At 63.7% G+C, this 20,312-nt stretch carries 18 protein-coding genes and 1 tRNA gene; 13 read left to right on the forward strand and 6 right to left on the reverse strand.

Going from position 1 to position 20,312, the window contains the following annotated elements; all coding sequences use genetic code 11:
* The first annotated feature begins 181 nt into the window (after nt 1-181).
* Nucleotides 182-1,582, forward strand: a complete 1,401-nt coding sequence (locus tag U5817_RS08905) for an MFS transporter (protein ID WP_407280483.1) — start codon at nt 182-184, stop codon at nt 1,580-1,582.
* A 283-nt stretch (nt 1,583-1,865) separates the two neighbouring features.
* Here the strand turns inward: U5817_RS08905 and U5817_RS08910 are convergent, their stop codons facing one another.
* On the reverse strand, nt 1,866-2,057 hold the full coding sequence (locus U5817_RS08910) for a ketopantoate reductase family protein (protein WP_407280484.1): 192 nt from the start codon (nt 2,055-2,057) through the stop codon (nt 1,866-1,868).
* 388 nt (nt 2,058-2,445) lie between these two features.
* Between U5817_RS08910 and U5817_RS08915 the strand changes: the two genes are divergently transcribed.
* From U5817_RS08915 to U5817_RS08965, 11 genes are all read left to right on the forward strand, one after another.
* The gene (locus tag U5817_RS08915) at nt 2,446-3,327 is read left to right on the forward strand and encodes a DMT family transporter (RefSeq protein WP_407280485.1); all 882 of its coding nucleotides are present in this window, start codon (nt 2,446-2,448) and stop codon (nt 3,325-3,327) included.
* A gap of 277 nt (nt 3,328-3,604) precedes the next feature.
* Nucleotides 3,605-4,207 carry a TRAP transporter small permease gene (locus U5817_RS08920; RefSeq protein WP_407280486.1) on the forward strand — a complete coding sequence of 201 codons (603 nt, stop codon included), beginning with the start codon at nt 3,605-3,607 and terminating at the stop codon, nt 4,205-4,207.
* A gap of 16 nt (nt 4,208-4,223) precedes the next feature.
* Nucleotides 4,224-5,504, forward strand: a complete 1,281-nt coding sequence (locus tag U5817_RS08925) for a TRAP transporter large permease subunit (protein ID WP_407280487.1) — start codon at nt 4,224-4,226, stop codon at nt 5,502-5,504.
* Between the two features lie 98 nt (nt 5,505-5,602).
* A complete protein-coding gene (locus U5817_RS08930; RefSeq protein WP_407280488.1) occupies nt 5,603-6,622 on the forward strand; it encodes a TRAP transporter substrate-binding protein in 1,020 nt (339 codons plus the stop codon).
* 42 nt (nt 6,623-6,664) lie between these two features.
* Nucleotides 6,665-7,420 carry a TerC family protein gene (locus U5817_RS08935; protein ID WP_407280489.1) on the forward strand — a complete coding sequence of 252 codons (756 nt, stop codon included), beginning with the start codon at nt 6,665-6,667 and terminating at the stop codon, nt 7,418-7,420.
* A gap of 107 nt (nt 7,421-7,527) precedes the next feature.
* Nucleotides 7,528-8,484 (forward strand): tripartite tricarboxylate transporter substrate-binding protein, encoded by a 957-nt coding sequence (locus tag U5817_RS08940; RefSeq protein WP_407280490.1) that lies wholly within the window; start codon nt 7,528-7,530, stop codon nt 8,482-8,484.
* A 117-nt stretch (nt 8,485-8,601) separates the two neighbouring features.
* Nucleotides 8,602-9,465, forward strand: a complete 864-nt coding sequence (locus U5817_RS08945; protein WP_407280491.1) for a shikimate dehydrogenase — start codon at nt 8,602-8,604, stop codon at nt 9,463-9,465.
* A gap of 18 nt (nt 9,466-9,483) precedes the next feature.
* A complete protein-coding gene (locus U5817_RS08950; RefSeq protein WP_407280492.1) occupies nt 9,484-9,906 on the forward strand; it encodes a universal stress protein in 423 nt (140 codons plus the stop codon).
* Between the two features lie 362 nt (nt 9,907-10,268).
* Nucleotides 10,269-11,384 carry a porin gene (locus tag U5817_RS08955; RefSeq protein WP_407280493.1) on the forward strand — a complete coding sequence of 372 codons (1,116 nt, stop codon included), beginning with the start codon at nt 10,269-10,271 and terminating at the stop codon, nt 11,382-11,384.
* Nucleotides 11,385-11,670: 286 nt separating this feature from the next.
* Nucleotides 11,671-13,161 (forward strand): aldehyde dehydrogenase, encoded by a 1,491-nt coding sequence (locus tag U5817_RS08960; RefSeq protein WP_407280494.1) that lies wholly within the window; start codon nt 11,671-11,673, stop codon nt 13,159-13,161.
* Nucleotides 13,162-13,661: 500 nt separating this feature from the next.
* A tRNA-OTHER gene (locus U5817_RS08965) sits at nt 13,662-13,767 on the forward strand.
* Between the two features lie 45 nt (nt 13,768-13,812).
* Here the strand turns inward: U5817_RS08965 and U5817_RS08970 are convergent.
* The 5 genes from U5817_RS08970 to U5817_RS08990 form a co-directional block, all read right to left on the reverse strand.
* Complete coding sequence (locus U5817_RS08970; RefSeq protein ID WP_407280495.1) at nt 13,813-15,024, reverse strand: tyrosine-type recombinase/integrase; 1,212 nt, start codon at nt 15,022-15,024, stop codon at nt 13,813-13,815.
* A gap of 556 nt (nt 15,025-15,580) precedes the next feature.
* The gene (locus U5817_RS08975; RefSeq protein WP_407280496.1) at nt 15,581-15,805 is read right to left on the reverse strand and encodes a hypothetical protein; all 225 of its coding nucleotides are present in this window, start codon (nt 15,803-15,805) and stop codon (nt 15,581-15,583) included.
* A gap of 65 nt (nt 15,806-15,870) precedes the next feature.
* Complete coding sequence (locus U5817_RS08980; protein ID WP_407280497.1) at nt 15,871-16,452, reverse strand: hypothetical protein; 582 nt, start codon at nt 16,450-16,452, stop codon at nt 15,871-15,873.
* 955 nt (nt 16,453-17,407) lie between these two features.
* On the reverse strand, nt 17,408-18,289 hold the full coding sequence (locus U5817_RS08985) for a DNA-binding protein (RefSeq protein WP_407280498.1): 882 nt from the start codon (nt 18,287-18,289) through the stop codon (nt 17,408-17,410).
* Between the two features lie 75 nt (nt 18,290-18,364).
* Entirely contained in the window at nt 18,365-18,727 is a 363-nt protein-coding gene (locus U5817_RS08990; protein ID WP_407280499.1) for a hypothetical protein, read from the reverse strand.
* A 747-nt stretch (nt 18,728-19,474) separates the two neighbouring features.
* On the opposite strand from U5817_RS08990, the gene U5817_RS08995 reads away from it, so the two are divergent.
* Nucleotides 19,475-19,981 (forward strand): DUF3577 domain-containing protein, encoded by a 507-nt coding sequence (locus U5817_RS08995; protein ID WP_407280500.1) that lies wholly within the window; start codon nt 19,475-19,477, stop codon nt 19,979-19,981.
* The last annotated feature ends 331 nt before the right edge of the window (nt 19,982-20,312 follow it).

The following is a 20,312-nucleotide window of genomic DNA, read 5'->3' on the forward strand; positions in this document are numbered from 1 at the left end:
GGATGGTGCGCCGCAGCGGAGATCGCCTGACCGTCGCAGTGGCAGCCGACATTTCGGTCGTTGCGCTGCACAATAGAACATGATTCTGTATCAAAGTTGCGCTGCATGCAATAAAGTTCTATTATCGCGCAATTCGTGGCGGGCTCAGGTTCGCCTTTAATGATCGAGAGTGGAGATCCCGATGGCCAGCATGACGGAACATGAACCCCACGGCGAACACCAGACAAAGAAGGCCACCGCCAGCGGTTGGATCGGCTCAGTGCTGGAGTACTACGACTTCTTCATCTACGCGACGGCGGCCTCGCTGATCTTTCCGCAGATTTTCTTTCCCGCCGCGGATCCCAAGGTCGCGATTATCGCGTCGCTGGCCACCTACGGCGTGGGTTACGTCGCCCGTCCGATCGGGGCGTTCTTTCTCGGGCATTGGGGGGATACGCACGGGCGCAAGCAGGTCCTGCTACTTTGCATGTTCCTGATGGGCATTTCGACCGTGGCCGTTGGACTGCTGCCGACCTATGAGCAGGTCGGACTGCTCGCCCCGGCGCTGCTGGTCGTGCTGCGCCTGGTACAGGGCTTCGCCGTCGCGGGCGAGATATCCGGTGCCAGCTCGATGATCCTCGAGCACGCGCCCTTCGGTCGCCGCGGCTACTACGCAAGCTTCACGCTGCAGGGCGTGCAGGCCGGACAGGTGCTTGCCGCAGCCGTGTTCCTGCCGCTCGCGCACTATCTACCGACCGAGGACTTCAACTCTTGGGGCTGGCGGATTCCCTTCCTGCTGAGCTTCATCGTCATCGTCGCCGGCTACTACATTCGCCGCGAGGTCAAGGAAACCCCCGCCTTCGCGGCGGAAAGCGAGCACGGCGAAGTGCCCAAGGCACCGGTAATCCAGGCGATCACGCACAGCTGGCGGGACATGCTGCGCGTGGTGTGCATGGCGCTCATGAATGTCATCCCAGTGGTCACCACTGTGTTCGGCGCGGCCTATGCGGTGCAGGCAGGCTACGGAATTGGCTTTGACAAAGACGTCTACCTCTGGATCCCGGTGCTGGGCAACTGCCTGGCCGTGGCCGTGATCCCGTTCGTCGGCAAGCTCTCCGACCGCATCGGCCGTCGCCCGCCGATCATCGTCGGCGCGCTCGCGTCGGGGGTGCTGTCCTTCGGCTATCTCTACGCGATCAGCATCCATAACGTGCCGCTCGCGATTGCCATGTCGCTGCTGATGTGGGGCGTGGTCTACCAGGGTTACAACGCGGTGTATCCGAGCTTCTACCCGGAGCTCTTCCCCACTCGCACGCGGGTGTCCGCGATGGCGATCTCGCAGAACCTGGGCACGCTGGTGACGGCGATGCTGCCGATGGTGTTTGCCGCGGTCGCACCGCCGGGGTCGACGAACATCCCGATGGTGGTCGGCAGCATCACCTTCGCGGTCACGGTGGTCGCGGCTTTGGCGGCGTGGAGTGCGCGCGAGACTTGCCGGGTGCACCTGAACGACCTCGGCCAGCCCGGTGCCGTGCCGATGGACAAGGACGAATACGACCAGCTCTCCGCACAAACGCTCGCGCTTGCCAAGCAGGCCGCGTGACAGGGGGCCGGATCCACGGGAGGCCGTTTGCAGCCTCCCTTTTTTCGTCCATGCAGGGCGGGGCGCTTGGCGCCGGATGCGAGTTCAGGCCGGGGCTGCGCCCGCCGCGGCGCGTTCCTCGAGCAGCTTGATCACGCTGTACAGCGCACGGTTGACCGGCGTCGCGACGCCCAACGGCGTCGGCCTGCAGGCTCAGGGACGATGGTGTCGTTTAAGAGGTGTGGCGCCAATTCGGCCGCCGCGCGGGCGGTATCGGTGGACTTGACGCAGCACAGGACCAGCTTTACGTCCCGCACGCCATTCCCATCGGTGCTCGCCAGCACAGGCACGTGCGCCTCAAAGGACTGCGTGTCGAGGAGCAGCCGTCGCGCCGCAGCCGCCCAACCAGGACCACGTGGTGTCCGGCTCGTGCCAGTATGCCATCGCAGTAGCAGCCGACCGCGCCGGCGCCCATCACTGCAATCTTCATGAGCATTCCTCCGTCGTTTCGATAGCGCCCGCGGACTACGCACCCGTGTGATAGCACTCCGCGGCAAGTTCAACATGTTGGCCCATACCGCAAGGTGGGCACGAGCGGACTGTTTTTCCCGGGGTGATGCGCGGATCCCGCCCGGACGTTTGGTATCGAGTGGCGAGCCTGTGGGGAGGCGAATCCACGGAATATTCTGCCTCGGAATCGATAGTGTTGCGGCAAGTGGAATCGCGTTCTAAAATGGAGCAGTTACAGGAAACGAATCCCAATAACAAGGAGACGCCATGACTGGGCGCTATGCCATGATCGGCTACGGCGATTTCGCCCACGTTCGGTTCTGCACCGTGATCAAAGCGACCGCGGACCGCCAAAGGGGCACGAGGGCGCGCGCGTGACCGATACGCACGTTTACCGCACGCGGGTGCTGGGGCCCCTGCTGATGTGCCTGACTTGCCTCTGCTTTGCCGTGCTCGACACGCTGATCAAGTACCTATCTCACCGCCTACCCCTTACCGAAGTGATCTGGGTGCGCTATGCGGTGCAGACGCTCGCCATCGCGGTCCTGTTCGTGCCGAAGATGAAAGGGCGCATCCTGCGCACGGCCAATCCGCGGCTGCAGGCGCTGCGCGGCATGTGCCTGCTCGGGGCAAGCCTGCTCGTGATCAACGGTTTGTCGCGCCTGCCGCTCACGGAGACGACGGCGGTCCTCTTTCTCGCGCCGCTGATCATCACGCTGCTGTCGGGACCGTTGCTGGGCGAGCGCATCAAACCGGTCGACTGGATCGCGGTGACGCTCGGCTTCGTCGGCGTGCTGGTCATCGTGCGTCCCGGCGGCGGGCTGCTGACCTGGGCGATCCTGTTCCCGGTCGGCACGGCCTGCTGCAACGCCGTATACCAGATGGTGACACGTTCCTTCCACAGTGCAGAGCATCCCGTGACGACCAACCTCTACACTGGATTGGTCGGGGTGCTCGTTCTTGCGCCGTTGATGCCCTTCGTGTGGCAGTGGCCCACGGCGGAGCAATGGGGTGTGCTCGTGCTTGCCGGACTGGTCGGCGGACTCGCGCACTACATCATCACGAAGGCACTGGAATGTTCCAGCGCGGCGGCACTCGGGCCGTACGGCTACACGCAGCTGGTGTGGGCGGCGCTACTCGGGTTCTTTGTATTCGGGGCTTTGCCGGACGCGGTCACCTGGCTCGGCATCGCGGTGATCGCCAGCAGCGGGCTACTGCTATCGATCTATCATCTGGTGGCGGCTAGGCGAAGCTGAGGTTTCAAGGAGTTTCTCCTCGCGCAGCGAATGCGCCTTGAACCCGCTCGCGCGGGTTCCTTTTTATAAGGGTACTTAATTTTGAGAACATGATTCTGAATTGATGTTGCGTACAACAGAATTCCGTTCTATAGTTGCTGAAAATCAGCCTACGCGATGTGCGCGCGTCTCAAGAACAAGGCAGCAAGTCCGAACGGTCCCGAAGAGGCCGAAGGCACCCCGACGGAAGCGCGACGTTGGATGGCCGCTTGAACATGATGTCCTGGAGGAGAAGTCGATGAGTTCGTCCGAAGCCCCCGTATCTGTCGTCACGAAAATCGTTGACGGGTACTTCCGGTTCCTGAAATTCGTGATTGCGCTGTGTCTGGCAATCATGGTCGTGCTGGTGTTCGGGAACGTGTTCCTGCGCTATGCGTTCAACAGCGGCATCTCGGTTTCCGAGGAAGTGTCCCGCTGGTTCTTCGTGTGGATGACCTTCCTCGGTGCCCTGGTCGCGATGCGCGAACACGGCCACCTCGGCGTCGACGCCTTCGTGATGCGTCTTTCGCCTTTCGGCAAGCGCGTGTGCCTGATCCTCGGCCAGACACTGATCGCCTACGTCTGCTGGCTGCTGCTGGTGGGGAGCTGGGACCAGACGGTCATCAACCTCGACGTGAAGGCGCCAACGTCCGGCTGGTCCATGGCCTGGTTCTACGGCACCGGGATTGTGTTCGCGGTCACCGGCGGGTTGATCACCCTGCACAACCTGTATCGCGCGCTGTTCTGCAAGCTGGGCGAGCACGAGCTCGTGCAGGTCAAGGAGTCCGAGGAAATCCACGGCGAACACGCCAACACGCAGGGCGAGCCCGCGCTGCGTGCGGTGGCGGGCGGCAAGCACTGAGACAGGGAGCCCCATCATGACCATTACGATCTTCCTCGGATCCCTGCTCGGCGCGATGGCCCTGGGTGTTCCGATCGCCTTCGCGCTGCTGATCTGCGGCGTTGCCCTGATGTACCACCTCGACATGTTCGACGCGCAGATCATCGCGCAGAACGTGATCAACGGCGCCGACAGCTTTCCGCTGATGGCCGTACCCTTCTTCCTGCTCGCCGGCGAGATCATGAACGCGGGCGGCCTGTCGAAGCGCATCGTCAATATCGCGCTCGCAATGGTCGGCCACGTGCATGGCGGACTTGGCTATGTCGCGATTCTCGCGTCCTGCCTGCTGGCTTCGCTGTCGGGTTCGGCGGTTGCGGACTCGGCCGCGCTGGCTGCGCTGCTGGTGCCGATGATGACCGCGGCCGGGCACAACAAGGAACGCTCCTGCGGCTTGATCGCGGCGGGCGGCATCATCGCCCCGATCATCCCGCCCAGCATCGGCTTCGTGATCTTCGGTGTCGCGAGCGGCCTGTCGATCTCCAAGCTTTTCCTGGCCGGCATCTTCCCCGGCCTGCTGATGGGCATTGGCCTCGCCATCGCATGGACGATCGTCGCGCGTCGCGATGATGTCAAGCCGCTTCCGCGCAAGTCAGCCAAGGAGATCGTTGCAACGATCGTCGACGGCGCTTGGGCGATGATGCTGCCGGTGATCATCATCGTCGGCCTGAAGTTCGGCGTATTCACGCCGACCGAGGCCGCCGTGGTGGCTGCGGTGTATTCGCTGATCATCGCGGTGTTCGTGTACAAGGAACTGAAGCCGAAGGACGTCTATGCGGTGTTCGTGCAGGCCGCGACGACCACGGCGGTGGTGATGTTCCTGGTTGCCGCGGCGATGGTGTCGGCATGGCTGATCACGGTGGCCGACCTGCCGGGCGAGCTGATCGCGCTCCTCGAACCCTTCATGGACAACCCGACGCTGCTGCTCATCGTGATCATGCTGGTCGTGGTCGCCGTCGGTACCGCGATGGACATGACGCCGACCATCCTGATCCTGACGCCGGTGCTGATGCCGGTGGTCAAGCAGGCCGGCATCGACCCGATCTACTTCGGCGTGTTGTTCATCATGAACAACGCGATCGGCCTGATCACGCCGCCGGTGGGAACGGTGCTCAATGTCGTTGCCGGCGTCGGCAAGATCAGCATCAGCGACCTCATGCGCGGCGTGTGGCCGTTCCTGATGGCCCAGCTCGCCGTCCTCTTCGCGCTGGTGGCGTTCCCGGTGCTCGTCACCGGCCCGGCGAAGTGGTTCGCAAGCTGATGAATACGGGTCCGGCAGGCGCCGGGCTCCCCGATGAGCGCAGCTTCCGCGCTTTGATACAGGAAGTCTTTCTTTCGCACGCAGGACTAGGAGACAAAATGAAAACTCAGATCAAGAAACTGGTGGCAGGTGTCCTCGGCTCGGTTGCCATGCTGTCGACGGGTGTCATGTTCTCGGCGGATGCCGCCGCGCGTGACCTGAAGCTGGCGATGCAGACCAATCCGGGCACGGCACAGTACGACGGCGTCGAAAAGTTCGCGGCGCTGGTGAAGGAAAAGAGCGGCGGCAGCCTGACGGTGAAGATCTTCGGCGGCGGCGCGCTCGGCGGCGATCTGCAGGTCGTTTCTTCGCTGCAGGGCGGCACGGTGGAACTGTCGCAGATGAACGCGAGCCTGCTGAATGGCCTCGCGAAGGAATTTTCGGTCCTCGACTTCCCCTTCCTGTTCGACAACGAGAAGGAAGCGCACGCCATCATGGACGGCCCCATCGGCAAGAAGCTGATGGACAAGCTGCCGGAGAAGGGCATCGTTGGCCTGGCCTACCCGGAACTGGGCTTCCGCCACATCTCGAACAACAAGCGCGCGGTCAAGAAGGTCGAGGACCTGGCCGGCCTGAAGATTCGCGTGATCCAGACCCCGGTGTACGTCGACATGATGAACGCGCTGGGCGCGAACGCGACGCCGCTGCCGTTCCCTGAGGTTTACAACGCACTTGAGCAGAAGGCCGTCGACGGTGCGACCAACCCGCTCGTGACGATCCCGGTGATGAAGTTCGACGAGGTGCAGAAGTACCTGACGCTGACCCGTCACCAGTACAACCCGCAGATCATCATCATGAGCAAGAAGGCCTGGGACAAGCTGACCCCGGCCGAGCAGAAGATCATCCAGGAATCGGCCAACGAGGCGCGCGACTTCGAACGCCAGGTCTCGGCGAAGAAGAACGCCGAGGCGCTCGAATACCTCAAGAAGAAGCTGGAAGTCACCGAGCTGTCAGCCGAGGAAATGGCCAAGATGCGCGAGAAGGTCAAGCCGGTGATCGAGAAGTACACGAAGGAACTGGGCGAGCCCTTCGTCAAGGAAGTGTACGCGGAAGTCGCAAAGGTGCGCGGCGCCAAGTAAGGCTCGCGTCTGGGCACGACGGGCAACTGTGACGGTGAAGAAATGATGGAATTGGCAATGGATGGTGGCCTGCTGCTGGCGGTCGCCCAGATCATCGCGATCGACATCCTGCTCGGCGGCGACAATGCGGTGGTCATCGCGCTGGCCTGCCGCAGGCTTCCGGCGCATCGGCGCAACCAAGGCATCCTGTGGGGCGTCGTCGGAGCCATCGCGCTGCGCATCATCCTGATCTTCTTCGCGTTGCAGTTGCTCGCCTTGCCTTTCCTGAAAGTCCTTGGCGCGCTCCTCCTGCTGTGGATCGGCATCAAGCTGCTGCAGCCCGAGGGCGACGACGATCACGCGAGCGTCGGCGCCAGCGACAACCTGCTCGGCGCGATCCGCACCATCATCGTTGCCGATGCCGTCATGAGCGTGGACAACGTGATCGCGGTGGCCGGCGCGGCGCGTGGGGAAATGGGGCTGGTCGTGTTCGGCATCGCCGTGAGCGTTCCGATCATCGTGTGGGGCAGCAAGTTCGTGCTGTACCTGATGGACCGTTTCCCCTCGTTCGTGACTTTCGGCGGCTGCCTTCTCGGCTGGATCGCGGGCGAGATGCTGGTGACGGACGTCGCGTTCGCGCAGTACGTCGGAGGCGCGGCCACATCGACGGTGAAGTACGGCGCCGCCCTGGCTGGCGCGCTCACCGTCTTCGCGATCGGCACGTATCTCGCCCGCCGGCAGTCTGCCAAAGGCAACGCGACCGAATGCGAAACCCTGGAGGGCGCCCTGGTCCCCCGGACGGTCGAAAACGAGTCCTGATCAAAGACCGGATTAAGCGCCGCATGCTGCGGCGCCCGCGGGAAGAGGCCGCAGCATGCGGCAACCTGGCGTATGGAACGAAGCTGTTATCGAGCGAGGAGTGAGCAATGGTGCCATTCGTAAAGCGTTTCCTTGCGGCGCTTGCCGCTGTCGTGCCGGTTGTGGCGGGCGCGGCGCAGCCGGAGCCCAAGCTCACGCTCGTCGTGCCGTTCGTCGCCGGCGGTCCCACCGACAAGCTGGCTCAGCCCTTTGTCGCGGCCTTCGGGCGTGCGCTGGGCGAGCGCGTCTCGGTGAAGAACATCGGCGGTGGGGGCGGCTCGGTCGGCACGCGTGAAGTGCAGCGTGCGCGTCCCGACGGCAAGGTGCTGTTGCTCGCCAACGTCGGCCACGCCGCGGCTCCTGCACTCAACGCCAAGCTTTCTTACGATCCGCAGAAGGATTTCGAGCCCGTCGGACTAATCGCCGACGTGCCTATGACGCTTATCGCCCGTCATGACCTGCGCGCCCACAACGTGGCGGAACTGCGCACGCAGATGGAGAAGGGGCGGCGCAAGTTGACCATCGGCCACGCCGGCGCCGGGTCGGCGTCCCACCTGTGCAGCGTGCTGTTCGCGCGTGCCGCGGGCAAGGATCTGCCGACGCTGACGCACCCCGGCACCGCCAGTGCGATGAATGCGATGCTGAGCGACGGACACGTCGACCTCATGTGCGACCAGACGACGCATACCCTGTCGCGCATCCGGAGCGGCGAGGTCCAGGCGTTCGGCGTCACGACGCCGGCGCGGTTGGCGGCGCTGCCCGACGTCCCGACCCTGGCGGAGGCGGGCCTGCCCGGCGTGGAACTGGTCGTGTGGCACGGCCTGTATGCGCCAAAGGGGACGTCGCCCGAAGTGGTCGAGCGCCTGTCGGCTGCCTTGCGTCAGGCCCTGCAGGATCCGGCGCTGGTCGAGGCGCTCAAGGAGCTCGGCGCGACCCCCGCAGGTGTCGAGGACGCGACGCCGAAGGCGCTGCGTGCACGCCTTGCTGCGGATCTCGAGCGCTGGAGCAAAACCCTGAAGCCGTGACGGGCAGGGGCGCTGCCGAGGCAGCGATCCACCCGCCAACCGAACATCAATTCAACAGCACTAGCGGTGATGCGGCCGACCGGGCCGCAGGGGATGCCGCAACTGGAGCAAGCGAGAATGAGTGCAAACGCGAAGCAGCAATCCTTCCTGTGTGGCCTGATCGGTTCCGGCATCCAGGCATCGCGCACGCCAGCCATGCACGAGCGCGAAGGCGACGAGCAGGGCGTGCGCTACATGTACAAGAAGATCGACACCGAGATTCTCGGCCTCACCGTCGATGACCTGCCCGAGCTCCTCACCGCCGCGGAGCGCATGGGCTTCTGCGGTCTGAACATCACGTTCCCGTTCAAGCAGGCAGTGATCCCGCTGCTCGACGAACTCTCCGACGATGCCCGGGCCCTGAACGCCGTGAACACGGTGGTTCTCCGGGACGGCCGTCGCATCGGCTACAACACCGACTGCAGCGGCTTCGGCGAGAGCTTCCGGCGCGGCCTGCCCGACGCCAAGCGCGACGTGGTCGTCCAGCTCGGTGCGGGCGGCGCGGGCGCAGCGGTGGCCCATGCCGCACTGAAGCAGGGCGTCGGCAAGCTGTATGTACGTGATTCGGACCTCGCACGCGCCGAGACGCTCGCCGCGAGCCTGTCCGGCGCATTCGGCGCCGGCCGTGCGGCCGCGTGCACCGATCTTGCCGCCGCCATGGACGAGGCGGACGGCCTCATCCATGCGACGCCCACCGGCATGGCGAAATTTCCCGGCATGCCGCTGCCCGCTGAATTGCTGCAGGCGCGCCACTGGGTGGCCGAGATCGTGTATTTCCCGCTCGAAACCGACCTGCTGCGGGTGGCCGCGGCGAAGGGCTGCCGCACGCTCAACGGCGGTGGCATGGCGGTGTTCCAGGCAGTCGACGCCTTCCGCCACTTCACCGGGCTCGAACCTGACGCCGAGCGCATGCTGCGGCATTTCGCGTCGATGGGCGCCTGATCAATCGAGGTATTCACCATGTACAAGAACATCCTGCTACCGACCGATGGGTCGGAGCTGTCGCGGATGGCGATCCGCCACGGCGTGGCGCTTGCCAAGGCCGTGGGCGCAAAGGTGACGGGGCTTTCCGTGGTCCTTCCCGCGCATGCGCCTGCGGGCGCGGGCGTCGCGATCTTCAGCGATAACGTCCAGGAAGAGGCTGCGGCGGAATTTCTCGCGGTGATTTCACGCGAGGCGCAGGAGCAAGGCGTCGAGGCCGAATGTTTCTACGTGAGCGGCGCATCCCCGCACGAGGAGATCATCGCGGCGGCGCAGCAGCGCGGCTGCGACCTGATCTGCATGGCCGCGCACGCGCGAACGGGGCTGTCGGGGCTGCTGCTGGGCAGCGAGACAACATCGTTGATCAACGGCTGCCGTATTCCGGTACTGGTCCTGCGCTAGGATACCGGTTGTAAAGTTGCAACAGACGAACTTAGGTTCTAAAAATGAGTTGTTGCAGGCAGAAATGTGTTTTATTGTAAGTCCGTCAAGCGGCGATGAACCGCACAGGATCACGTAAGCACGCAAGGCCAGAGGAGGAGCGGGGAGGGTGACGACCACGACGACAACCTAGCGCGACCTGACGCCAGATCAGGACCGACTTTGCGGCGCCGGACTACTGCCCCGGCGATGAGCCGCCAGGTACACAGACAAGCCACTGCAAGCCAGCATGGACTGCCAGCGGGATTCGCAGGTGTTGCACCAGGAGCGGCGCGGGCCGCCGGCTTGCAGATACGGAATACCAAACCGAAGGAAGGAACACGATGAAGAAGCAAGTCACTATCGCCGTGCTCGCGGCACTCGGCGCCGGCGCCGCCCAGGTTGCATCGGCCCAGGAAACCAGCGTCACGATCTATGGCCGCGCACACGTCTCGTTCGAGCAGATCCGCAAGTCGGGTCAGGAAACCGTGCAGGTGCTGAACAACAACACCTCGCGTATCGGTTTCCGCGGCGAAGAAGCGCTCGGCAACGGCCTGAAGGCGTTCTTCCAGATCGAGTCGGGCGTGAAGCTCGATGATGGTGGCACCGGCGGGTCGAACAAGCTGGGTGGCCGCGAGACCTTCGTCGGCTTGAAGAACGACTATGGCACGGTCAAGGCGGGCAACTTCTACCATCCGTACGACGACCTGCACGGGATCTCGGGTAACTACTTCCAGCTGTTCACCGGTACGTCGAACGACGCGACCCTGTGGGCGAATGGTTCCAGCGCTGCCACCGGCGGTTTCGACGAGCGCCTGCCGAACGCGGTCAGCTACGAGTCGCCGAAGTTCGGCGGCCTGAGCGCCAAGCTGTGGTATTCCTTCGGTCCGTCGGACAACGGCGGCGAGGAGCAGCTGGGCGACGACGGTTCGCGCATGTTCTCGGCCAACGTGGTGTATGAGAACGGTCCGCTCAAGGCGGCATGGGGTCACCTGCAGCAGCGCCGCATGGAAGCGCAGTCTAAGAACTTCTACGACGACGGCTATTCGAATTTCATCACCGCCGGTTACCAGGCAGGCCCGTTCTACTTCGCCGGTCTGGTCGAGCGCGACGTGCTGAAAGACATCAACCAGTCCGGCGACGACCGCACCCGCAACTACTGGCATCTGCTCGCAAAGTATACGACCGGCGCGCACACCGTCGGCGCCTTCTACGGCAAGGCCAACGACTGGAAGGGCGACGCCGGCATCGACGACAGCGGTGCGCGCATGTACACCGTCGGCTACAACTACGCCTTGTCGAAGCGCACCCAGGTCTACGCGCTGTACACCAACCTCAAGAACCAGGACGCGGCTGCATATCAGCTCGGCGGCAGCCCGGCGCGCGCAGCCGGCCAGGACTGGACCATTGCTCCGGAGAAGCAGAGCGCCGTCGTGACGGGTATCGTTCATAACTTCTGATCGGGCGATTTTGGCCGGGGATGGCGGCGCGTCGTCCCCGGTCTGCAAAGGAACGGCAAGGCGGTGGTCTTGCCGTTTTTTTTTCGCCTGCGCGATGCGAGGCCGGCGGGCGCGATCTTGATCGGGAAAACAGAAGTTTGTTCTAAAAATGTTCTTGAATTCCCCGAGTCTTTGGTTAAAATAGAACCATGTTTTGTTTAGTGCAACGAGACGGAGCCTGCTAGACATCTCCGGCACCCGCTGCACCGGCCGCGCGCCGCCCTGGAATTCCTTTACGGAGCTCACGATGTCGAATCTCGATTCCCTCCCCAAATACGGCCAGTACATCAACGGTGCCGAGGTGCCGCCCGCGTCCGGTGAGTACTTCCCGACCGAGAATCCCTATAGCGGCGAAGCCTGGGCGCTGATTGGCCGGGGTGGCAAGGCGGATGCCGACGCCGCGGTCGCCGCCGCGCACGCCGCCTTCGAGCAGGGCGAATGGCCGTCGCTGACTGCGAGCCAGCGCGGCAAGCTGATGCGCAAGCTGGCCGACCTGATCGTCGAAAATGCCGAACACTTGGCCGAGATCGAGCGCCGCGACAACGGCAAGCTCGCCGCCGAGGTCGTCGCACAAGTGAAGTACATGGGCGACTACTTTCACTACTACGCGGGCCTGGCCGACAAGATAGAGAGTCACGTCATCCCGACCGACAAGAAGGGCGTGTTCTGCTACACGAAGTACGAGGCCAAGGGCGTCGTCGTCATCATCACGCCGTGGAATTCGCCGCTGACGCTCACCAGCTGGAAGCTCGCTCCGGCACTCGCGGCCGGTTGCACGGTCGTCATCAAGCCCTCGGAGTTCACCTCGGCGTCGGCGATCGAGTTCGCCAAGCTCTTCGCGCAGGCCGGCTTCCCGCCGGGGGTCGTCAACGTCGTTACCGGCTTCGGCCATGAAGTCGGGGCGCCTCTCGTCGAGCATCCCGACACCGCGCATATCGGCTTCACCGGCGGCGAGATCGCCGGCCAGAAGATCTACGAAGCTGCCGCGCGCGGCCTGAAGACCGTGACGCTGGAACTCGGCGGCAAGTCGCCCAACATCGTCTTCGACGACGCGGACCTCGACCAGGCCGTGAAGGGCATCGTGTCGGGCGTGTTCGCCGCCTCGGGCCAGACCTGCCAGGCCGGCTCGCGCCTGCTGGTGCAGGAAAGCATTCACGACGAAGTCGTGCGCCGCCTGGTCGAGTTCGTCAGCACTGCGAAGATCGGCGACCCCTCGCAGCTCGATACCCAGGTCGGCCCGATCGCCACACGTCCGCAGTTCGACAAGATCATGAGCTACATCCAGATTGCCAAGGACGAAGGCGCGAAGTGCGTGCTGGGTGGGAAGTCGCGGCCCGATCTCGGCGCGGGCCAGTTCGTCGAGCCGACGATCTTTACCGGCGTGAACAACAAGATGCGCATCGCGCAGGAAGAGGTGTTCGGCCCGGTGTTGTGCGTGATCCCGTTCAAGGACGAGCAGGACGCCGTGCGCATCGGCAACGACGTGCTGTACGGTCTCGCCGGCGCCGTGTGGACCAAGAGCCTGCACCGCGCGATGTACGTCACCGACAAGCTCAAGGCCGGCACCGTGTGGGTGAACAACTACCGCGCGACCAGCTACACCTCGCCCTTCGGCGGCTACAAGCGCTCGGGCATCGGCCGCGAATCCGGTGCCGATGCAATCAAGGAATACCTCGAGACCAAGTGCGTGTGGATCTCTACCGACCTCGACGTGCCCAACCCCTTCATCCGTCGCTGACACCGACTCTCCCGACGGGGAGGGCGGCCACCGTCATTCGTTTGGGCTGCGGCGGACGCCGCCCCGTCATTCCCTTGACAGGCTTCGCACTTGCGAAGCCTGTTTTTTTGTGCACACAGCATGGGCGCACTCCTGCAAGTGCAAGTCCCGCCGTAAGTTGAACACTGCGAACGAAGCGAACCGCAACTGCGCAAGGGCGACCGAGCGTGGGGAGGAAGCGTTCAGCGTAAGCTGCGAGCCGATGAACAAGAATCGGATAGAAGGCGCTGCCGAGCAGGGCGAGCGGGCCAAAAGCCGCGAAGCTTGCGTGATCAAGGCGAAGTGGCGTAGATCCGGCGGTTGTGCAGCGAAGGAGTGCGTTCTTACTTGGGGAGATCTCGCCTTGTGCCTGAAAGGGCGACGGTGCTGAACCGGAGCGAGAAGTCAGCAGGGATCAGCCAATTTACGCCCGACGGATTTTCAATACTCCGCCGTAGTTCCGCGCCGTTACTGGGTTTGTCGCGACGTTGTTTTGAAAGAAAAGTGACGTAAGTGTTTGATTTACCGGCTTAGGACCCGGTCTTGTGGCTCCAGGTGTCACCGGTTCGATCCCGGTATGTCGCCCCAAGTACCACCAAGAAAACCGCCGGTTTCGGCGGTTTTTTTATGCCATCAAGCTGCCCCCGTCAGCTTTCGTGCGTGAGATTTGCGTGACTTTGCATTGCTCACGATCAACGTCAGAGTGGGCGCGTCAGTATGGCTGAAGCACACTTGCTCGGCGGCCGTGATCAGCTCGCGGATCTCGGCAGCGGAGTAGTGCGTGGTCACTGACCCATTCGAGTGCCCCAGCAGTACCTGTCTCGTCTCGAACCCCACCCCGACAGCACGCAAGCGCCGGCCGAGGGTGTGCTTCAGGTCGTGTACGCGCACGTGAGCGAACCCCGCGGGCGGCTCGGTACCGACTTCGTCTCGGTATCGCGCCGCCGCCCTGGCCCGCGCTCGGCGCCACCCGCTATTGTTCAGCCGATAGAGGGGGGCATCCTTCACACGCGGCGAGGCAAACACGAACCGTTTGTGCTTGCCGCGCCGTCCGTCAATTATCGACCGCGCCACGCTGTTCATGACGATCAGCCTATCCTCGCCGTTCTTTACCCCGCCGGTTCCATCCCGGCCCCCGAACTCGGCGGGTACGACGAACACGCTGGTATCGAGTTCGGGCACCGCTATCTCCCAGTCCCACTCCAACTTGCACGCTTCCTGTTCACGCGCCCCGCTGTTGAGCAGAAACAGGACCAAATCCGCAGCATTAGGCTCGAGTTCGGACAAGAGCAACTTCTGTTCCGCCCATGAGAGCGGGTAGGGCTTGCGCTTGTCTGTCTCGGGCACTGGGTCGATGATCGGCGCCTCGGACAGCCAGGTGAGGCCGTTCTCGTCCCGCCACCGTCGCGCGCATTGGGTCAGCACACGCGACACTGTGCCGAGGATGATATTGATGCTGCGGGCCTTGAGACCTGTCTTCTTTTTGGCGCCTTTCGTCGCGAGCGCCTTCTTCATGACGGCGAGAGTTTCGTTGTAGATCGCGTCGATCGGCAGCGTGCCGATAAAAGGGTCTGCCTGCTTGATCGCAATGATCTCGCGTACGATTCCGCGCTTGTGCGCGTTTTCCTCTACGTAGCGCAGCGCGGCCTCGCGGAATATGCGCGTTCGGCGCTCACCAAGTAAAGCCCCACGTCGTATCTCAACCTCCTGCTGAACTAGATACGCTTCCGCAATTTTGCGATCGCTCGATCCAGTGCGCTTGTAAATGCGCTGTCCGAGGACACGCTTGTCGACGATCCACGTTCCGTCCGGCGCTTGGTTGAGGCCGGATGAGCGTTTTCCCATGATGTTGCCTCCTTGTCGGAGTCGTCAGCACCTGGGCGCCCGTTGCGGCACTTAATCTCTTCCCAAATGCGGTCGAGGTCAAGACGGTCATAACACCGTGTGCGGTGGCCGAGTACGACAACCGTCAGCCTCGGCTTGATCTCCGCATTGAACTTGTTGCGATCCATGCCGAGGTAGGCCGGTGCATCCTGGGCGCGGATCGCGCGGGGTTGGAGGAGTAGGCGTTGCGAAGGGGCGGCCCCCGGATCTCCTCGGGCACCGACGGTTGGCTCCGTGCTCGGGAGCGCTGGTTGGCGCGCCTGTCTGCTGCCGCGGAGGGCTCGCTCCGGAACATGGTCCGTGCGCCCAGAAGGCTCACGGTGATGGCTGCAGGCTTTTGGGGAGTTCATCGGCGGCAAGTCAAGCGTAGGGGCATATTCAGGCGTCGTGGTGTCACCGCCACGCGCTGATCGGTCGCTCGCAAGGTCGGCTTCGGGGAAGGTGGTGCGTCGGTCTGAACTGCTCCCGGAAGGTTCATCGAGCCCGACGCCGTCGTTAGGTTGGAAATGCGAATCGCTCATGAGCGATGCTCCTCGCCACGTCGCGCCCTTTGCGTTCGCCAGATCCACATTGCGAAGCCCCGGCGCACACGGATCGCGCTGTCGGCGAGCGCTTGGGCGCATCTTCCGGGCGTGAGAGGACCGTCGGACATGCGGCTGTCGTTCTGAAGCCATCCGCGCTTCAGACCGGTGGCCTGCGCGATTGCGACGAGCTCATTGTGATCCTCGGCGTTGCTGAACATGTGGCGGCTCGTCATCGGGCAGTGCGTCGGCCAGCTGTTGTGCATCAGGGCATCAACATAAATGGTCATTTCGTACCCCTCCGTCCCGCCGCGATGCTGCGGAATCGTTCGCTGGCCACCTCAGGGTGGAGCTCGTAGTAGCGATCGACGAAGAGGTGCTTCGCAACGATGGGCGCAAGAGGTTGGATCGGGCGGGCGAGGGGCGAGGCCTGCGTCGTACCGATCCATGCGTCGTCGTGGGGTGGGTCGAGATCGCGCCGCGCGATGGCGCGTAATACGAGATCCGCGTACTTGACCGATGGCGGCAGGCAGGGCGGGGCGCCGAGGTCGGCCAGAATGTCCGCGGTCGTCTGGCTCTCGGCATCGAGGCACGCGGCGAGCAGTTTCCTGAGCGCATCTCCGGCGTGGAGGAGAAGCGCCGCCAGGGCGTCATCGGGCGGCACGATGGTGCTCGCCAGATAGTCGTGCTGCGCGATCGAATAGAAGGTGCGCGCGCGGCCCGCGAAACAGCACGTGCTCGCGAGGACATGGGCGATATCCTCGATGCTTACCTGGCCCGGTGCTGTCTCTCCTCCAAGGTCCTGACCGGCACCGATCCGGCCGCCGGTTCGGCGCATGGCGCGCGCCGCCTGGGATTCATGTTTCATCTGCTTCTCCTTGCTGGCGTTCGTTGTCCGAATGGTCGATGCATGCCAAGGCCGGCCGACGGCGATTGCAGCGGTCGCAAGGCGGGGAATCAGGACGAGACGAAGTCAGAGCGGCGCGGAGCGCCGATTGACGAGCAAGGAAATGAGCGATTGAGTCGCGCGAAGCGAGAGAGCGAGGCGTCCCCGCCGCGTCTCAAGGAGTGGCGTAGCACCTTTGAGACGAGCCCAAAAAATACCGGCCCGATCGTCGTTTGGCAAGTCCCGGCGAAATACCCACGGCGGGATGCTGCCGAGGTGTCGCCCACGTTCCTGGTGCGATCCTTGATATAGGTGGGCACCCGAAGGGCCTTGATATGGCCGCAGGAGGGGCGCTCGGGGAAGGAGAAACGTCTACAGCGTCGGCGGTGACGAAGGGGTCGAGCACCGCCTGGGACAGCATTCTGAAACGACATCGCCCCGTGGAGAATGTCCAACGGACCGGCGCGTGACGACAGCGCGCGCCGAGCTCTAGCCGTTCTGCGCTGCGAGTTCCTCGGGGGTGCCGTGAGCGAGGCCTCGATCGGGCGGATTGCGGTGTCTCGAGCAAGACGGCGTGAATTCGCGCGCTGGTCCGACGAACCCGCGCGAATGATTCGGTGGCAGCGTTCGGAAACTCATCGGCCTCCGGTCCAATGACGTGATCCTGCCGCGCCGCATCCGCCGAGAAGGCGGGGGTAGCAGGGGAGCATCGGCCTCTCTTCGAAGTGGACCTTGAAGCTGACCCCGGACCCGAAGGTCGTTCCGGTTGCAGGGGCTGACCGGACGTTGAATATATTCGTAGGCGCCATACGCTGGCTCGTCAAGGGCCGCTTCACAATGTGCCGCTTGTGCCAAGCTCAGGTTTTCCGTCGACGGTTTGCCGGCAAAGGAGTGGTCGCCGTGCGCACGACAACGTCAGCGTCGACCGCGTGGACCTCTACGACGCGCCTGTCACGGCGCTTTGCGCGGTGAAGCCCTTGATGACGTCGAGATGGCCGGCATTCTGGGCGCGCAACGCTTCCAATTCGCCATGGGCCTGAGCCAGTCGAGCGGCCAGGTCGCGGGACTCCTTGCGCATCGCCGACAGCTCTGCCTCGAGGGTCGCGTCACGTCGCTTGTGATCCTTCAGCTGGCTGTCGAGCGTTGCCACTTCATGCGTGTGGCGTGCCTGAGAGTCCTCAAGACGCTCGGCGAGGCCTGCGACTTTCGCCTCGGCGATCGCGGCCAGACGTTCGGCATCGGTGCGGGCGGCGCGCTCCGCGTCTACCGCACTGCGTAGCCGTTCGTTCTCCCGTTCGAGGCTGGGCATGGCGTCGAGTCGAACCTGCGCCTTGGCCAACTCGGTACGGGTGGTCTCGGCCGCCTGACGCTCACGGGCTGCTTCATCCCGGGCGGCGGAGCGGTCGGTCTCCATCTGCTCGATCTTTCCGGCGAGTGCCGCCTTCTCTTCCTGCGATGTTTGCAGGGCGTTCTCCAGCGTCTGGATGTGGTCGGTCTGACGCTCGCTGTCGGCCGCGAGTTCGTCGGCAGCCGCTTGAATGTCGGATAGCTTGGCGTCGAGGTCGGCCCGCGCCGTTGCCCGTTCCTGCGTCACGTAATCGAGAATCGCCCGTTGCAGCGCTGGGGGGAGGGAAGAGCCCGCCTCGGTCGAGACGGGGTGGCTGCCTTCCCATCGTTGGAACAGCTTGTGGATGGTGCCCAAACTGCCGCTGCCGTGACGCTCGCGGATTTGGCGTGGGGTGGGCTTGCCGCCGGCGGCTTTGATCCGATCGGCGATGGCCGCCACCTGCTCGTAGGTGATGCTGGCTTCCCGGGGCATGTCTCGTCGTCTCCTGTACGATACGTTACGTACGATTGGTTACGGTACGACTCAAGGCTCTACGCCATCCTCCATTCAGCCTTGTTGATTCTCGTGGTGGACCAATTTCGCGGACGTCTCAGGTCCCCGGCCCGCCGGTGGCGTTCGTCGGGCCGCCAGATCAAGAGGTATTCGAGCCGCTGATTTACCGCGCAGTGACGGTCTCGGCATCGGCCTTAGGCTTTCGCACCCGACCCAGTCTTCCCAGGCCGTGAGGACTTCACCGTCGATCTCGCCGGGGGCGAGGTCCTCGCGGGCGACCGGTGAGCGATCGATCCATCGTATGCGCAGCAGTGCTCCGCTGCGTTCGAGGATCTCGACCCATCCGTGCTCGCGGTGGATCGCGATCTCGCCCGGTCGCAGACGGGACGGATGGGTGTTGATGTGTACGACGTTCATATCCCTCACCTCCATGTCAGGGGAATGTCATGTCATCACGGCGCGGAGGGCGCCAAGTTGTGTGTGGTTCCTCGAGCAGGGGGCATCGGGGAGAGCAATCGGCGCGTTGGGCCTTCCTGTGATGGAAGGGGCGCCAGCCCCCTGGCTGGAGGCGTCAAACGTGCGGGGGCGGCGTCAAATGCGGTGCATCAGCATGCCGCCGCATAGGCGAGAGGTCGTGTGGCCGAAGGGACAATCGAGGCAAGGACGCGGCGTCCGGGCGGTTCGGCGTTGCCGGACCGAACAGGGCCGATCGGGGCACAGCGTACCCAGGACACATTCCGAAGTGAGTCTTGTCCGATCGGACGCTGGCCGCAATCGTACGCGTAGGGTCGCCGTCGGGCGGAAGAGATCATCTCCGTCCGGGGGACTATCGCTGATCAAACGGCGAAATGCAAGGCGGCTTGCTCGGTCTGGAGGTGCGCTCGCATCGTGGCGCCGCTGTCCGGGCGCAAAACGATGGGAGTGCGCACTTGCAGTGGCACGCTGCCATGGGTGCGATTGTGTTGCCCCGTTGACGGGGCGTGCTCGTGGCGTAGAATCGCTGTCAGCAATCGGCCATTTGGCCGTTGTCCTGCGTCCGGTCAGCCCCTGTAACCGGAACGACCGTCAGGTCTGGGGTTCCGTTTGTGTCACCCACCCGATCGGGAAGATCCTCTTCCCGGTCATGGGATGTGGTCTCCCGATTTTTTTCGTCTGGAGACCGTCATGACCGAATCCAAGCAAGTTGCTTCCAACTCCGCTCCCGAGAAGGAGCATTTCGATCTGCATACCAAGGGATGCGGCTATTTGGGCCGGGTCCGGTGGGTGAAACCGCGCGGCGGTGGTCGTCGAGGCGAGCCCTTTCTCGCATGCGCGATCAATGCTGTTCATGGGTCCGTCACGGAACCCGCGTACACGTATTTTGACCTTCGAGTGGTCGGTGCCGAGTGCACTGAGCTCGTTGAACGCTTCAAGCAGGATGTGCAGCAGGACCGCAAGGTCTTTGTGTCATTCCGCGTGGGCGACATCTACCCACATCTTTACTATGCGGACGTCAAGGATTCCGACACCGGCGAGCCCGGTAAGGAACCGAGAGTCATCATCAAGGGCCGTCTGCTCTTGCTGACGCACGTCAAGGTGGACGGTGAAACGGTCTTCGAGCGCCCGAAGACGGTGGCTGTTCAGGAGTCGGCCGAAAGCGCTCACCAAGAGCGCAACGGCACCAACGGGTGATCACCCGGTCAGCCGCTTCAACCCCAGAGCCCTTCATCAAGAAGGGCTCTTTCTCCAGGCCGCGCTCTGAAGAAAGAACCTTTCGTCGTTGTTCCAGCCGTTTGGCACGTTTCGGCAAAGACGTGCGTCGTGCGCCCAGTCAGCCCCTGAAACTGGGACGGCCGTCAGGCCCGGGGTCCGTCGGCAGGGTCTTGCCTGTCCGCTTCGATCCTGTACCGGTCTGGAATACCGGTGCATGTTTCAAAGCCGGGGCCACCGATCACGTTGGTGGCCCCCTTGTGTCGCACGTGCCGAGGGCTCGACCCATTCGGTGTCCGATTCTCAACCACCC

The sequence above is a fragment of the Aromatoleum evansii genome (assembly GCF_045689615.1).
Taxonomy (GTDB): domain Bacteria; phylum Pseudomonadota; class Gammaproteobacteria; order Burkholderiales; family Rhodocyclaceae; genus Aromatoleum; species Aromatoleum evansii.